This is a genomic window from Bradyrhizobium sp. USDA 4461 (assembly GCF_054055655.1).
This window is the reverse complement of sequence record NZ_JBSRXM010000001.1, coordinates 7,909,651-7,925,829: the sequence shown is the minus strand read 5'-3', so window position 1 is coordinate 7,925,829 and position 16,179 is coordinate 7,909,651. Positions and strand designations below refer to the sequence as shown.

The window sequence follows — 16,179 nt, the reverse complement described above, 5'->3', positions numbered from 1 at the left end:
AAGTGGAATGACCGTGTCGGGTGGCCAAGGCGGCAGCAGTCAGGAGAGCAGGGCCCGTCCCGGCCAGCGCCGGATGGCGCAATGGACCCGCGACTACGTCCGGCTGCCCGGCATTCCCGACGAATATATCGCCGAGAACGGCGCGCCGCGGCCGGCCTGGGCCCGTTTTTTCGACGCTTTTGCCGCGCTGTCGCCGGCCGATATCGAGCGCCGCTTCGCCTCCGCCGATCGCCATCTGCGCGAGGCCGGTGTCACCTACCGTACGCCCGGCGATACATCGGACCGGATCTGGCCGCTCAGCCATCTGCCGCTGATCATCGACGCCGCCGACTGGCGCCAGCTCGCCGCCGGCGTCGCGCAGCGCGCGCAGCTTCTGGAAATGGTGCTGGCCGATCTCTACGGCGACGGCCGTCTCGTTGCTGACGGCGCGATCCCAGCGGCGGCGATCGCCGGCAGCAGCGAATATCTGCGCGCGGTCAGCGGCATCAAGCCGCCGGGCGGCCGCTATCTGCATCTCTATGCCGCCGACATCGGCCGCGGGCCCGACGGCCGCTGGTGGGTACTCGGCGATCGCACGCAGGCGCCGTCGGGCGCAGGCTATGCGCTGGAAAACCGCCTGGTGCTGTCACGCGCCTTTTCCAATCTCTACAAGTCGATGAATGTCGAGCGCGTCGCGCCGTTCTTCGAGGCGTTCCGCGATTCGCTGCGCGCCAGCGCCGATCGCGACGAGCCGCGGATCGGCCTGCTGACGCCCGGCGCGTTCAGCGAGACCTATTTCGAGCACGCCACGCTGGCGCGCTATCTCGGCTTCCTGCTGGTCGAGGGCGACGATCTCGCGGTCTCCGGCGACCGCGTCCATATCCGCACCGTTGCCGGATTGAAGCGGCTCGACGTGCTGCTGCGCCGGGTCGATTCCAACATGCTCGATCCGCTCGAGCTCGATGCGTCGTCCTATCTCGGCGTGCCCGGGCTCGTCGAGGTGCTGCGCAAGGGCGGCGTCGTGGTCGCCAACATGCCGGGCTCCGGCGTGATGGAGGCGCGGGCGCTGCTCGGCTTCCTGCCCAATCTCTGCCGGCGCCTGCTCTCCGAAGACCTGATGATGCCGCACATCGCGACCTGGTGGTGCGGCCAGAAATCCGCCCGGGAGCAGGTGCTGTCGCGGCTCGACGAATTCGCGATCGAAGGCGCCTATGGCCGCGGCGTCGCGGATTTTCCCGGCCACGGTCCGGTACTCCCCGGCGAATTGTCGGCCGCGGACCGCGATCGCCTCAAGGATGCGATCAGCCATCGCGGCATCGACTATGTCGGCCAGGAGCTGGTGCGGCTGTCGACCACGCCGGTGTGGGAGAACGGTCGGATCACGCCGCGTCCGTTCGTGCTGCGGGTGTTCGCCGCCGCGACGCCGAACGGCTGGACCGTGCTGCCCGGCGGCTTCTGCCGGATCGCCGACCGGGCCGACGCGCGCGCGGTCTCGATGGGCGACGGCGCGGTGTCCGCCGACGTCTGGGTGGTCTCCGACAAGGCGGTGGCGACCTCGACCTTGCTGCCGGCGGTCGACACCGTCCGCATCCGGCGCATCGCCGGCGTGCTGCCGAGCCGCGCCGCCGACAATCTGTTCTGGCTCGGCCGCTATCTCGAACGCGCCGAGGCCACCATTCGCCTGATCCGCGCCCTGGGCACGCCGTTGCGCGATCCGGCGCGCGCCAATTCGAACGGCAACGCGCCGGCGATGCATTCGGCCGAGCGGATCCAGCGCCTGCTGGTGACCTGGGGCGCGGCCACGCAGACCGCGCGCGCCAATCCGGCCAAGGTCGCGCTCGAGGCGTTGCAGAACGAGGAGAAGTTCGGCTCGGCGCTGTCGCTGGTGCGATCGGCGCAGCGCACCGCGACCTCGCTGCGCGAGCGGCTGTCGCCGGACGCCTGGCAGGTCATCACCGAAATGGCCGACCGGCTCGCCATCGAGGTGCACGACGATGACGGCGTCGTCAGCGCCGCCGAACTGACCTTGCAGGAGCTGGCGAGCTTCGCGGGTCTCGCGCAGGAGAACATGAACCGCGCCGCCGGCTGGCGCTTCCTCGAGATGGGGCGCCGCGCCGAGCGCGCCATCAACACCACGCGCTTCGCCCGCCAGTTCGCCTATGACGAGGCCGGCGACGAGGATCTCGACGTCCTGCTCACGCTGGTCGATTGCCAGATCACCTATCGCTCGCGCTATCTGGTGCAGCCGCTGCTGACGCCGGTGCGCGATCTTGCGGTGCTCGATCCCTACAATCCGCGCTCGGTGGCGTTCCAGGTCGCGGCGCTGAACGAACATGTCGCCGCGCTGCCGAGCCTGAAGGAGCATGGCCTGATCGAGCGGCCGCAGCGGCTCGCGGTTGCGCTGGAGGCGATGCTGACGACGGCCGAAGCCTCGAGCCTCGACGTCAAGACGCTGTTCGCGCTGGAGCAGGATCTGCTCAATCTCGCCGACGCCGTCGGGCTGCATTATTTCCCGCATGGACCGAACGCCAGCCGGCCGGAGAAGCTCACGGGGCTGGCGTGATCTACGACATCCGTCACGTCACGACCTATAGCTACGAGACCCAGGTCAGCTTCGCGCGCTGCGCGCTGCGGCTGGAGCCGATCAGCGGCGACGGGCAGCAGCTGATCTCGCATGCGGTCGAGATCCGACCCAAGCCCGCGGAGCGCACCAGCCGGCGCGACTTCTTCGGCACGCTGACCGAAAGCGTCCTGATCGAGACCGCGCATCGCAGCCTCCGCATCGATTCCCGCTCGCGGGTCTCGGTGACGCGGCAGCCGCCGGCGCGTGACGCCGCCAGCCCGTCCTGGGAGGACGTGCGCGATCACGCGTTCGAAGGCTTGAGCCTCGATGCGGCCTCGCCGGTCGGCTACGTCTTCGCCAGTGCGCTGGTGCCGGTGTTGCGGCCCGTGACAGCCTATGCGTCTGCGAGCTTTGCGCCCGGTGGCGGCATCCTCACTGGGGCAGCCGACCTGATGCGGCGGATCCGCGGCGACTTCAAATACGATCCCAAGGCGACGGTGATCTCGACGCCGCTGCGCGACGTGTTCGAGAAGCGCCATGGCGTCTGCCAGGACTTTGCCCATGTGATGATCGCGGGGCTGCGCGGGCTCGGCCTGCCCGCGGCCTATGTCAGCGGCTATCTGCGCACCATTCCGCCGCCGGGCCAGCCGCGGTTGCAGGGCGCCGACGCAACCCATGCCTGGGTCTCGGTCTGGTGCGGCAGCGAGCTCGGCTGGATCGGGTTCGATCCGACCAACGATCTGATGGTCGGAGGCGACCACATCATCCTCGCCATCGGCCGCGACTTCGCCGACGTCTCGCCGGTCGACGGCGTCATCGTCGGTGCGCGCAAGCAGAAGCTCGGCGTTGCGGTCGACGTGCTGCCGGTCGAGTGAGCGGAGCTGGAGGCGAGAACCGCGATCAGGCGACGTGCCGCTTGCCGGATTTGTCCCATCCGATCGGGCTGACGACGACGCGGTCGCGGCCGTCGTGCTTGGCTTGATAGAGCGCAAGGTCCGCGGCCTTGAGCAGATCGCGCGACGTGCGCTCGTGGTCGGGCACGAGGCAAGACACCCCGATGCTGACGGTCGGCAGCTCCTGCTCGGTCTCGCGTGCAGCCGTCAGCTTGGCGCGAATCTGCTCGGCGACATCAAGCGCGCCGGCCTTGCCGATGCCTGGCAGCAGCACCGAAAACTCCTCGCCGCCGTAGCGCGCGCCGAGATCGGTGACGCGCTTGGCGCTGGCTGCGATGCACCGCCCCACGGTGGCGAGCACGGCGTCGCCGGCCTGGTGCCCGTAGGTGTCGTTGAACGCCTTGAAATGATCGACGTCGATCATCAGCAGCGAGACCGGCGATTTCGCGCGCATGCCGCGCCGCCATTCGATGTCGAGGGTGTCGTCGAGGCGGCGGCGGTTGGCGAGGCCGGTCAGCGCATCGGTGCTGGCGAGGTGCGCGAGCCGGCGTTCCGCCGCGGCCCGCCGCTTGAGAGCGGCCAGCAAATAGAACATCAGCACGATCGAGAAACCGCACAGCGCGGCCACCACGCTGCCGATCAGCCAGACCTGCTGCCACCAATCGGCATAGATGCCGTTGAGTGCGAGACCCTCGGCGATGATCAGGCGATGGCTGCCGACCGCCTGGAAGACGTAGAGCCGGCTGACATGATCGACGAGTGATTTCGTCATGTAGGAGCCGGATTGCCGTGCCGGATACTGCTTGAAGACCAGGGAGTCCTTGATGCTTTGCCCGATCTTGCCGATCTCGAATGGTGCGCGCATCAGCATGACGCCATCGGTGTTGAACAGCGCCATGCTGTCGCCGAGGCCGAAGTTCAGCTTGCGAAACAGATTGTGGAAATAGCTGAGCCGCATGCTGCCGGCGACCACGCCGGCAAACGAGCCGTCGTCGTTGCTGATGCGGCGGCTCAGGCTGATCAGATATTCGCCCTCCGGCGTGACCCAGGGCGCGCTGATGAACAGACCGCGGTCCGGTTGGGTTCGATGCACCAGGAAGAAGTCCCGGTCGGCGAAATTCGCGGTCCGCGGCGTCAATGTCCGGGAATCCAGCGTGACGTCTCCCGCGGCGCTCAGCACCAGGATCGAGCCGAGATCCTTGGCGGTGGCGGCGCGGTCGAACAGCACGACCTGGCGAAGCTCCGGGCTGATCTTGGTTAGTTCCGGCAGCTTGACGCCGTCGGCCACCGCCTGCAGCGAGAGGTCATAGAGCTCGATGTTGCGGTCGATCTCGCTGGCGATGGAGGCGACGAGGTTGGTCGCGCCTTGCTTCGCATGCTGGTAGTCCTTGTCCGCCATCTCCCAGAGGATCGATGCGCAGATCGCCGAAAAGCCCAAAACAAGGCCGATCCCGAGCGCAAGCAGCCGTTTGGTCGGCACCGCCTTCGGCCTTGGCACAAGCCCGTTCATTGCACGCTTCCACTTCCCCCCGCGCCCCCGCGCTTTGACCTTTTCTATGGGGGCATCAAATTGAGAAAGGCGACCCGAAGCGCGGGCAATTTATGTGCGCGCGTTGGCAGAGTCTTAACCATCGGGAGGCGGGGACCCAGTCGCTGGCCTTGGCCTGCGCGCCATGCGCTCAAACGCGAAAGCAGCGCGTAGGATGGTAGAGCGAAGCGAAACCCATCGCTGCTTTTGCGCTGCGCGAATGATGGGTTTCGCTGCGCTCTACCCATCCCGTCGCCAATCCTTAGGCGAGTCGTTCGGATTTTCGGAATTTTACTTGACAGCAGACCCAACTCAGATGTTTAATGCGTCTGTCTCACCCGACACGAGGGGCGCTTCGCGGTCGTCACGAACGCGGGTCGAGATGCGGTGGACGCCGAATGCGCAACTGACGAGTGCGCATGAGGCGGACGGCGAAATCGTGCAGGCCTGACGCCCTAGCGGCAGGTGTCTCTTCCGATTGCGCAATGCGCGTTGTGAAGACGGTGACAACAAAGCCAAGTCTCGCCGGGGAGAGCACGTATAAGCCGTAAGCCATCGCGCAGGGAAAGCCGGATTGCTCCGGTTACACCTGTGGTCCTACCCCCGAGCTTTCTACCCCATTGCTCGGGGCCCATGGGTGCGATCGGCACCCGGCTTTCCCTGCGCCCTCTGTGACAGGAGGGAGGGCGAAACGAAAGAGCAAGACTCGGACAAATCATGTCGCGAGAACGCGAAGCTATATCCTCATCTACAACTGTCATCGCCCGGCTCGCCGCCTCCGCTAAAGCTTCGGCGCGCCACGGACTGCTTGCCTCGTCGAAGCCTTGGCGTAGACGGGACCGGGCGATCCAGTACGCCGCGGCCTCTCGGCTCAAGCACTGCCGTCTCTGGAATACTGGATCACCCGCTTTCGCGGGTGATGACACCGACAGTGTGGCAAGTGAATCGAAACTCATTCTCATCGTCGTCCTGGAAAGCCAGGACCCATTACCCCGAATGAGACTTGTAGCGCGACGCTGGGGCCGCAATCCCTACGACAACCAAAATCAGTGGTTATAGGTCCTGGCTTTCGCCAGGACGACGAGGGGACAGGTCCAGTCAAGACATCAAACAGCGTGATGACCACCGAACACGACATCCCTGACGCAGCCCCGGGATCTGGATTGATTCCAGCAGCCGCTTTCTCGCTACGTCCCCGTCCGCCGCAGGCCGTCGTTGGCATCGCTGCGCAAATTGCGGAAGAACTGCTCGACCTCGCGCGACAGCGTTTCGGCGGTTGCGGTCAGATCGTTCGACGCCGCGAGCACCGCTTCCGCCGCCTTGCTGGTCTGGTCCATGTCGTCGCGGAGCGAGCCGACATTCGCGACCAGGGTTTCGTTGCCCTGGGCCGCCATCTGCGCGTTGGCCGAGATTTCGCGGGTCGCAGCATCCTGCTGGCCGATCGCGCTTGCGATGTTCGCGGTGACATCGCTGATCTCGCGCACAGCCTGGCCGATCTCGCGCACGGCAGCCACCGAGTTGCGGGTGGAGGCTTGGATCAGGCCGACATTCTCGCTGATCTCGGCGGTTGCCTTCGCGGTCTGCCCGGCCAGCGCCTTGACCTCGTGCGCAACGACGGCGAAGCCGCGGCCGGCATCGCCGGCGCGGGCGGCTTCGATGGTGGCGTTGAGCGCGAGCAGGTTGGTCTGCTCGGCGATCGCCTGGATCAGGTTCAGCACGCCGTCGATGCGCTGGGTGGTGGCGGCAAGGCCCTCGATCTCGGTGATCGAGCGGTCGGTGCGCAGCCCAGCCTGATCGACCGCGCCGGAGGACTGCTTGACCTGGCGGCCGATCTCCTCGACCGAGGCGGACAGCTCTTCGGCCGCGCCCGCCACCGCGGAGACGTTGCTCGAGGCCTGTTCGGTGGCGCCGGCCGCGGCAACCGCCCGGCCGCTGGCGTCCGCCGCGACGGTCGCGATGGTCTGCGCGGTCTGCCGCATCGTCGCGGCGTTGTCGTGCACCGCGCGCAGCACCTCACCGATGGTGCCGCGGAATGCGTCGACGAAGCTCTCGATGTGCCGGCCACGCGCGTCGCGGGCCGCGGAATCCTGCAGGACTTGCGCGTTCAGGCTGCGGTTGCGCTCCATCGCCTCCTGGAACACCTTGATGGCGCGCGCCAGGGCGCCGATCTCGTCGCTGCGCCCGACATGGGGCACTTCGACATGGTCGTCGCCGTCCGCGACGCGCTTGATGGTGGTGGTGATCTGCGACAGCGGCCGGGCCACCGAGCGGGCGATGATCAGGACGCCGAGCACCACCACGATCAGGGCGGCTGCACCGAGCCCGGTCAGCAGCAGCGCCAAAGTTCGGTTGGCGTCGGTCTGCCGTGCCAGCCGCTTGCTGCGCTCGGCATAGACCTTGGACAGCGCCTCGAGGTCCTTGTTCAGCGCGGTGCGCACGTCGCGGTTGGCGTCGTTGTCGCCCCACTCACGCCCGGCTGCGGCGCCGATCTCGATGCCGCGGCGAACCAGCTCCTTGCGGAATTCGACGAATTGCTCGATGCGCGTCTTGAACGCGGCGAACTGGGCGGCGTCGTCGGCCTGCACCAGGGTTTCCCAGTTCTTCACCACGCCGAGGATGCGGTCGTTGAACGCCAGCAGCCCGTCACCGTATTTCTTCACCGCCGCCGGATCGGTCGACATGTAGATGCCGCGGGATTCCATCACCACGGCATAGACCAGCGAGTTGACCCGCTCGACATTGAGTGCGGCGCGGCTCGCGAGGTCGACGGCCTCGGTCAGCTCGGCGTTGCGCCGCGCATTGGTGTCGGACAGGAAGGTGATGGCCGCGGTCAGCGCCGCGATCAGCGCAAACGTCGAGTACAGCCGGGCAGCAAGCGAGAATCGGGATGCCATAGGAGGCCGGGATCTGGAGATCGGAGGTGTGACGGGGGCGGGCATTGCGGGCACTCCAAGAGGCCGGGGAGTACCGTCGGCCAATTAAATCTTATGCAAAATGTTCATGGATAATGTCTTAACGAGCGCGATTTGCGCGGGCCGCTGCCGGCTAAATCTCCGAATAATCCCAATGTCTTATGAGGGGGCTCCGAACCTCCCATGTCGCGCCGCCTTGCCGCGCTGTCGAGTGACGGGCCGTCATCATCATCACTCATCAACATCCCCTGCGCGGTGGCAGCGAAGCCGATGGCACGACTTTCGCAAAGAGGTGCTAGGTTACGTTGCCCCTGCCTCGACGCGAACTCCCATGCACTATCGTCACACTATCGACGCCACCAATTACGCATTCGGCGATCTGCGCATCCTGCTTGCCAAGGCCTCGCCGCCGCGGTCCGGCGACCGTCTGGCCGGCGTTGCCGCCGACAGCGCGGAAGAGATGATCGCCGCGCGGCTTACGCTGGCCGACGTTCCGCTCAAGCAATTCCTCGACGAGCCGGTCATCCCCTATGAGGACGATGAAGTCACGCGCCTGATCCTCGACAGCCACGACGTTGCCGGCTTTGTGCCGGTGTCATCGCTCACCGTCGGCGGCTTCCGCGACTGGCTGCTGTCGGATGCCGCCACGGGCGAAGCGATCAGGAAGATCTCGCGCGGCATCACGCCGGAGATGGTGGCGGCGGTGTCGAAGCTGATGCGCAACCAGGATCTGATCCTGGTGGCGAAGAAATGCGAGGTCACGACCGCCTTCCGCAACACCATCGGTCTGCGCGGCCGCATGAGTACGCGGCTGCAGCCCAACCATCCGTTCGACGACGCCAAGGGCATCACCGCCTCGATCCTCGACGGGCTGCTACTGGGATCGGGCGATGCCTGCATCGGCATCAATCCGGCGAGCGACGATTCCAAAGTGATCGGCACCCTGCTGCGGCTGCTCGACGACATCATCGCGCGGCTGGAGATTCCGACGCAGGGTTGCGTGCTCACCCATGTCACCACCACGCTCGGACTGATCGGGCAGGGGCTGCCGGTCGATCTCGTGTTCCAGTCGATCGCCGGCACCGAAGCGGCCAACCGCAGTTTCGGCGTCGACCTGTCGCTGCTGCGCGAGGCGCGCGAAGCCGGGCTGTCGCTGCACCGGGGCACGGTCGGCGACAATGTGATGTATTTCGAGACCGGGCAGGGCTCGGCGCTGTCGGCCAACGCCCATCACCAGGTCGATCAGCAGACCTGCGAGGCGCGGGCCTATGCGGTGGCGCGCGCGTTCGATCCGCTGCTGGTCAACAGCGTGGTCGGCTTCATCGGTCCCGAATACCTCTATGACGGCAAGGAAATCATCCGTGCCGGGCTCGAGGATCATTTCTGCGGCAAGCTGCTCGGCCTGCCGCTCGGCATCGACGTCTGCTACACCAACCACGCCGAGGCCGATCAGGACGACATGGACAATCTGCTGACGCTGCTTGCCGCCGCCGGCGTCAATTTCATCATGGGCGTGCCGGGCGCCGATGACGTGATGCTGAACTATCAGTCGACGTCGTTTCACGATGCGCTCTACATCCGCGACCTGTTCGGCCTGAAGCGGGCGCCCGAATTCGACGCCTGGCTCGCGCGCGTCGGCCTTGCCGGCCAGGACTTCCGCCTTGTTGACGATGCGGAGCGGCTGCCCGATCTCGCGGCCCGGCTCCTGACCTGACGGGATAGCGAAATTCTGCAGAGCAACTATCTCGGCGTTGTGACGTTAGCCGGTGCCACAATGTTGAAGAATTTCTGGCCCAGCGTTCCGTGCCGTGGTTAGATTTGCAGGTGCTTCGGGGTCGTATTGATGAGAGCTGAGGGCATAGAGACAGCACGGCGTATCCTCTGCGTCTTTCCGCGCTATTCGTCGTCGTTTGGCACCTTCGAGCACTCCTATCCCCTGACCGACGGCGTCAAGGCCTTCATGCCGCCGCAGGGCCTGCTGCTGATCGCCGCATATCTTCCCGAGAACTGGCCGGTCCGGTTCGTCGACGAGAACCTGCGGCCCGCGACCGCGGAGGATTTCGCGTGGGCGGATGCCGTGTTCGTCAGCGGTATGCACATCCAGCGCCAGCAGATGAACGACATCTGCCGCCGCGCGCATGAGCATGACCGCGTGGTCGCGATCGGCGGCCCCTCGGTCAGCGCCTGTCCGGACTACTATCCCGCATTCGACTACCTTCATGTCGGCGAGCTCGGCGACGCCACCAATGAGCTGATCCGGCGCCTGGCGGAAGACACCAGCCGTCCCGACCAGCAGGTGGTGCTGACGACCGTCGACCGCCTGCCGATGACGGATTTCCCGCTGCCGGCCTATGAACTCGCCGAGACCAAGAAATACTTTCTCGGCAGCATCCAGTTCTCCTCGGGCTGCCCCTATCAGTGCGAGTTCTGCGACATCCCCGGGCTCTATGGCCGCAATCCGCGCCTGAAGTCGCCGCAGCAGATCATCGCCGAGCTCGATAAGCTGCGCGCCTGCGGCGCGACCGACACGGTGTATTTCGTCGACGACAATTTCATCGGCAACCGCAAGGCGGCGAGCGAATTGCTGCCGCATCTGATCGCGTGGCAGAAGCGGACCGGCTATGTGACGCGCCTTGCCTGCGAGGCGACGCTCAACATCGCCAAGCGGCCCGAGATCCTGGAGAAGATGCGCGAGGCCTTCTTCGTCACGATCTTCGTTGGCATCGAGACGCCGGATCCCGATGCGCTGAAGGCGATGCACAAGGATCAGAACATGATGGTTCCGATCCTTGAGGGCGTGCGCACGATCAATTCGTTCGGCATGGAGGTCGTCTCCGGCATCATCATGGGGCTCGACACCGACAAGCCGCAGACCGGCGACGCGCTGCTCTCCTTTGTCGAGGAATCGCGGATTCCGCTGCTCACCATCAACCTGCTGCAGGCGCTGCCGAAGACGCCGCTGTGGGATCGGCTCGAAAAGGCAGGGCGGCTGGTCGATGATGAGGGTCGCGACTCCAATGTCGAGTTCCTGCTGCCCTATGAGGACGTGGTCAGTTCCTGGCGCAAATGCATGGAAATCGCCTACGAGCCAAAGCGGCTGTTCGAGCGCTATCTGCATCAGTGCAACTACACCTATGCCAACCGCATCAAGGTGCCGGTCAGCCCGGAGATGAAGAGCTGGGCCAACATCCGGCGCGGGCTGATCATGCTGCGCAACATCTTCTGGAAGGTCGGCGTGCTCGGCGATTACAAGCGGGTGTTCTGGAAGTTTGCGCTCGGCCGGCTGAAGCGGGGCGACATCGAGGGGTTGATCTCGGCGACGCTGGTCGCACATCATCTGATCACGTTTGCGCGCGCAGCCTCCAGCGGCCGGCAGAACGCCTCGAACTACTCGATCCGGCTGCGCGAGGCATCCGTTCCCGCCGAATAGCAGCATGACCACACCGCCAGCGCCATCGCTCCCTTCGCTTCCCGATCTGCGCGAGCTCACGCCGGCGCGCGTCGGCCTCGGCCGCTCCGGGGCCAGCCTGCCGACCGATGCGCTGCTCTCCTTCACGCTCGACCATGCCCGCGCCCGCGACGCCGTTCACGCCGCCTTCGATGTCGGCGGGATTGCAGCCGGCGCTGCCGGCCTCGGCATCACGCCGCTTCAGGTATCGAGCCAGGCGCACAGCCGGCGCGACTATCTGCGCCGGCCCGACCTCGGGCGCATGCTGGATTCGGCGTCCCGGCGATCGCTGGAGGCTAGCGGCATCACCGCCTGTTCCTGTGCCATCGTGATCGGTGACGGCCTGTCGCCGACCGCGGTCAATGTGCATGCCGTCGAGTTGATCCGGCATCTGTTGCCGCAACTCGCGGCCGACAAGGTCGACGCCGCTGCGGTGATCGTCGCATCGGGGGCGCGGGTCGCACTCGGGGACGAGATCGGCGCCATCATCGGCGCGCGCATGCTGGTGATGCTGATCGGCGAGCGGCCGGGCCTGTCCGCACCCGACAGCCTCGGCGCCTATCTCACCTTCGCGCCGCGGATCGGTTTGACCGACGCCGATCGCAACTGCATTTCCAACATCCACCGTGCCGGGCTGAGCTATGCGGACGCCGCATTCAGAATCGCCTGGCTTGTGCGCGAAGGCCTGGCACGCCAGGTGACCGGGGTCGCGTTGAAGGATGAAAGTGGCGGTGGATCGTCACGGAATGCGCTCCCAGGGTGTGGCAAATCAGTTACTTAATGGCTGATATCGGTGGTTCCCCGTCGATTTGGCGCGCCCCGCGCGCTTGCGAGCAAGAGGGCGGACAGGTAAAACCGGCGCCGGTCAATATTCGCGTGTTTTCAAGGACTAGCGCCGGACAATCGCGCTCACCCGCCGCATTCGCGCCCCTGAAGCATGATCCGGAAAAGTGCGTAGCGGTTTTCCGAAAAGATCGTGCGCAAACAAGAAGCTAGAGCGCGATGATTCAATCCGATCTCATCGCGCTTTAGACCCAAGCTAGACAGATTGAGCCGTTTGCAGAACTGGACAGGGCATGCTCGAAAAGAATTCCGAAAGTCAGGTCCACGTCGAGAAGGTTGAAGAGCCGCGCTCGGGGCCCAGCATCGCCTTCGGAATCGAACGGCTCGGCCTGATCCCGATGCGAGCGCCGATCCTGTCCTGCATCGTGCTCGTCCTGCTGCTGATCGGTGCCGTGTTCGGTGTGCACCGGATCAAGATCGACGACTCGCTGTCGCAGCTGTTCCGTTCCGAATCCAAAGACTACAAGCAATACGAGGCGGTGACCAAGCGCTTCCCGGCGACCGAATTCGACGTCCTCGTCGTCGTCGAAGGCAAGACGCTGCTTGAGCGCGACAATCTCGGCAAGCTCCGTGACATGGTCACGGACCTGCAACTCGTCGAGGGCGTGCGCGGCCTGGTGTCGCTGTTCTCCGCGCGCCAGGCGCCGGAGCCCGGCAAGCTGCCGGCGGCGCTGTTCCCGAACGAGCTTCCGGAGGGCGCGGCCTACGACAAGTTCGTCGAGACCGTCAAAAGCAACGAGATCATCCGCGGCAAGCTGCTGTCGGAGGACGGCACGCTCGCGCTGGTCGTGCTGTCGCTCGAGCCGGAGGTGGTCGGCAGCAACAAGCTCGGCAAGGTGGTCGGCGACATCAGGAAGATCATGGCCGACGATCTCGGCGGCAGCGGGCTCAATGCCCAGTTGTCCGGCGTGCCGGTCATGCAGCTCGAGATCCGCAATGCGGTCGAGCGTGACGGCCTCACCTACAACATTCTCGGCATCCTCGCCGGCTGCGTCATCGCGATCATCTTCTTCCGCAAGATCTCCTTCATGGTGGCGGCGGCGTTCCCGCCGATGATCGCGATCCTGCTCGCGCTCGGCGGCCTCGGCTGGGCCAATTTCAATCTCAACATGTTCCTCAACGTGATGACGCCGCTCATCATGGTGATCAGCTTCTCCGATTCGATGCAGCTGACATTCGCGGCACGCGACCGGCTGATCGCGGGGCAGGACAAGTTCACCGCATTCAAGAACGCGGTGCTGGTGGTCGGCCCGGCCTGCGTGCTGACCCACGGCACGGCCGGCATTTCCTTCATCGCGTTGCAGTTCTCGGATTCCGACCTGATCCGCAAATTCGGCGAGGCCGGACTTGCGGCGACCATCATCGCGCTGGTCGCGGTGCTCTCGCTGGTGCCGGTGTTCGGCATCCTGCTGGTGCGCAACGAGAAGGTCTTCGCGGTCAAGTTCCAGAGCGCCGATGCCGGCGTCCAGGCGCTGCGCAATTTCTGCTACTGGATCGCGGTGCGCATGGTCGGCCGTCCCGGGCTGTTCAGCCTGCTCGCACTGATCGTGGTCGGCGGTCTCGGCATCATCTACGCCAATCTCGAGCCGCGTTACCGGCTCGCCGACCAGGTGCCGGACAAGCGGCAGGCGGTGGCGGCTTCAGGCCGGCTCGACGCCAAGCTGACCGGCGCCAATCCGGTCGACGTCCTGATCGAATTCCCCAAGGGTGAATCGCTCTACTCGCCGGAGACGCTGAAGACGATCGCCGACGTGCATGCGATGGTCGAGGACAGTGCCGGCGTCGGCAACGTCTGGTCGCTGGAAACCCTGCGGCGCTGGCTCGCCGAAAAGGCCGGCAGCAACGATGTCGCGACGCTGAAGGAATATGTCGGCGTGATTCCCGAACATCTTGTGCGCCGTTTCATCTCGAAGGATCAGGATGCCGTCGTGGTGTCGGGCCGGGTGCCTGATCTGGATTCCAGCCAGCTGTTGCCGGTGGTGAATAAGCTCGATCACTCGCTCGACAAGGTGCGTGCCGAGCATCCCGGCTACGAGATCGCCGTCACCGGCCTGTCGGTGATTGCCGCGCGTAACAGCGCCAACATGATCGAGAAGCTCAACCGCGGCCTCACGGTGGAATTCGCGCTGGTCGCGATCTTCATCGGGCTCGCGTTCCGCTCGGTCGTGGTGATGTTCTCCTGCATCCTGCCCGGCATCTTCCCCGTGGTGCTGTCGGGCACCGTGCTGTGGCTGCTCGGGGAGGGGCTGCAATTCGCCAGCGTGGTGGCATTGACCGTGTCGTTCGGCCTCGGGCTTTCCGCCACCATCCACTTCCTCAACCGCCTGCGGCTGGAGACCAAGCCGGGCGTCACGCCGGAACTTGCGGTGGAGCGCGCCACCGTGCTGGTCGGGCCGGCGCTGATCCTGACCACGGTGGTGCTGGCCTGCGGTCTGGTCGTCACCGTGTTCTCCGACCTGCCGTCGCTGCGCCTGTTCGGCTGGCTCAGCGCATTCTCGATGGTCGCAGCCCTGGTCGCGGACCTGTTCATCCTGCGGCCGACCTCGATGTTCCTGATCAACCTGTCGCAGAAGCTGCGCGGCAGAGGCGGCCAGCCGGCGCCGATCGAAAAGGCCTGATGCTCCGATCAACAAAAGGCCCGGTTCCGACGCGTTCGGAACCGGGCCTTTTTGTTGGCCGGTGAAATTGGCCGCGGAGCGTCAGCTCTTCGTCATCGTGATCGAGACGCCGCGGATCTCGCCCTTGGAGTCGATCTGCACAACCTGCTTGGAGCCGTTGGTCTGCAGGTTCAGGTTCGCGGCAAAGCCGGAGGCCTCGACGAACACGTCGATCCGTCCGCCGCCCGCGGTGCCCTGCAAATTGCCGAAGATGTTGCGGCTGGCCTCGCTCCAGTTGCCGGAGATCCGGTCGCCCTGGCTGGTGACATCGCTGGAGAGGTCGAACTTGTAGCTGTCGCTGGCGCAATGCAGGGACTGCTTCAGGTTCATGCCCGACGGCGCGACCTTGTAGTCAGCCTTGCAGCGAATCCGTTCCGTGGTGCCGTTGGACAGCGCCACCGTGCCTGTGCCGGTCCACGAGCCGGCAAAGCCGGCAAAGGGGCCGCTGGCCTGGGCGTGGACGGCGGAGGCAGACAGCATCAGTGCGGCGCCGACGCCCACAGCCCTGAGAGCCTGACCAAAAAGGCTGGAACCAAACCGTTTCATTGTGAATTTTCCCATCAAAATCAACGCCTCCTGCGCAAGAAAGCGTCTCGCCGCATCGAAGGTTTAGTGTCACCGTAGAATGTTAGGTTCAAACGACAGCAGCGCCGTCCCCGCGCCTCTACTGTCATCGAACAGAATCGGAAACCGCACGCCTCATGACCGCATGTAGCTTTGCGCAAGTGCTGTCCGCAATGGTCAAACGCGACAAAGTGATGGCACAAATCACTTTTTTGAATCAATAGCTTATGCGGGGGTTTACAGCGCCGCAAATTTAGCCGCATTTAGCGGTGCTTGTCGTCAATCCGTTGCCGCGTTACGTGGCGTCTGCAATCCCCAAAATCCGTCCCGGCCTTGCCGAAACGCTTTCGGGAACAGATTTTCTGCTGTCGGAAATGAAGGAATACGATGCGTAAATTTCTCTTGGCACTTGCCCTGTTGTCGATCCCGCTCGCGTCCAGCGCCGTCGCCCAGCAGCAGCAGGGACGCGGTACACCCGATGAGCAGAAGGCCTGCACGCGCGACGTGCAGCGTCACTGCCGCGCCGTGATCGATCAGGGTGATTTCACCATTCTCGCCTGCCTGCAGCAGAACCGCAGCAAGATCAGCGCCGCCTGCGACCAGGTTCTGAAGACCCACGGCCAGTAAGACTGAATTCAGGTCTCAAGGGATCGCTATCGGCACCGCGGCTGGCAGCCATGCCGGCCGCGGCCGCATATGCTGGCGGTCACAGATGGCATTGGTTTTGGTGGCGTATTCCCCTATATGGGGCTCGCAAATCCCCCGCATGCGCCCGGCCGTTCGCGCCTGCGT

Annotated in this window: 10 protein-coding genes; 7 read left to right on the top strand and 3 right to left on the bottom strand. The window is 65.2% G+C overall.

Going from position 1 to position 16,179, the window contains the following annotated elements:
• Positions 1–7: 7 nt before the first annotated feature.
• Both ACVINW_RS37150 and ACVINW_RS37145 read left to right on the top strand, forming a co-directional pair.
• Positions 8–2,542: a circularly permuted type 2 ATP-grasp protein gene (locus tag ACVINW_RS37150; protein ID WP_456755880.1), complete on the top strand. Its 2,535-nt coding sequence runs from the start codon at positions 8–10 to the stop codon at positions 2,540–2,542.
• The gene (locus ACVINW_RS37145) at positions 2,539–3,417 is read left to right on the top strand and encodes a transglutaminase family protein (protein ID WP_456755879.1); all 879 of its coding nucleotides are present in this window, start codon (positions 2,539–2,541) and stop codon (positions 3,415–3,417) included. The genes ACVINW_RS37150 and ACVINW_RS37145 overlap by 4 nt, the downstream gene beginning before the upstream one ends.
• 25 nt (positions 3,418–3,442) lie before the next feature.
• On the opposite strand, the gene ACVINW_RS37140 is transcribed toward ACVINW_RS37145, so the two are convergent.
• Entirely contained in the window at positions 3,443–4,945 is a 1,503-nt protein-coding gene (locus tag ACVINW_RS37140; protein WP_456755878.1) for a diguanylate cyclase, read from the bottom strand.
• 1,205 nt (positions 4,946–6,150) lie between these two features.
• On the bottom strand, positions 6,151–7,857 hold the full coding sequence (locus ACVINW_RS37135; protein WP_456755877.1) for a methyl-accepting chemotaxis protein: 1,707 nt from the start codon (positions 7,855–7,857) through the stop codon (positions 6,151–6,153).
• 349 nt (positions 7,858–8,206) lie between these two features.
• Between ACVINW_RS37135 and ACVINW_RS37130 the strand changes: the two genes are divergently transcribed.
• The 4 genes from ACVINW_RS37130 to ACVINW_RS37115 all read left to right on the top strand — a co-directional run bounded on the left by ACVINW_RS37130 (position 8,207) and on the right by ACVINW_RS37115 (position 14,784).
• On the top strand, positions 8,207–9,589 hold the full coding sequence (locus ACVINW_RS37130; RefSeq protein ID WP_456755876.1) for an ethanolamine ammonia-lyase subunit EutB: 1,383 nt from the start codon (positions 8,207–8,209) through the stop codon (positions 9,587–9,589).
• A gap of 129 nt (positions 9,590–9,718) precedes the next feature.
• On the top strand, positions 9,719–11,305 hold the full coding sequence (locus tag ACVINW_RS37125; protein WP_456755875.1) for a B12-binding domain-containing radical SAM protein: 1,587 nt from the start codon (positions 9,719–9,721) through the stop codon (positions 11,303–11,305).
• Between the two features lie 4 nt (positions 11,306–11,309).
• Entirely contained in the window at positions 11,310–12,104 is a 795-nt protein-coding gene (eutC, locus tag ACVINW_RS37120) for an ethanolamine ammonia-lyase subunit EutC (RefSeq protein WP_456755874.1), read from the top strand.
• A gap of 295 nt (positions 12,105–12,399) precedes the next feature.
• Positions 12,400–14,784 (top strand): efflux RND transporter permease subunit, encoded by a 2,385-nt coding sequence (locus ACVINW_RS37115; protein WP_456755873.1) that lies wholly within the window; start codon positions 12,400–12,402, stop codon positions 14,782–14,784.
• A gap of 81 nt (positions 14,785–14,865) precedes the next feature.
• On the opposite strand, the gene ACVINW_RS37110 is transcribed toward ACVINW_RS37115, so the two are convergent.
• Positions 14,866–15,369, bottom strand: a complete 504-nt coding sequence (locus ACVINW_RS37110) for a hypothetical protein (protein ID WP_456755872.1) — start codon at positions 15,367–15,369, stop codon at positions 14,866–14,868.
• A gap of 405 nt (positions 15,370–15,774) precedes the next feature.
• On the opposite strand from ACVINW_RS37110, the gene ACVINW_RS37105 reads away from it, so the two are divergent.
• The gene (locus tag ACVINW_RS37105) at positions 15,775–16,014 is read left to right on the top strand and encodes a hypothetical protein (RefSeq protein WP_456755871.1); all 240 of its coding nucleotides are present in this window, start codon (positions 15,775–15,777) and stop codon (positions 16,012–16,014) included.
• Positions 16,015–16,179 lie beyond the last annotated feature (165 nt).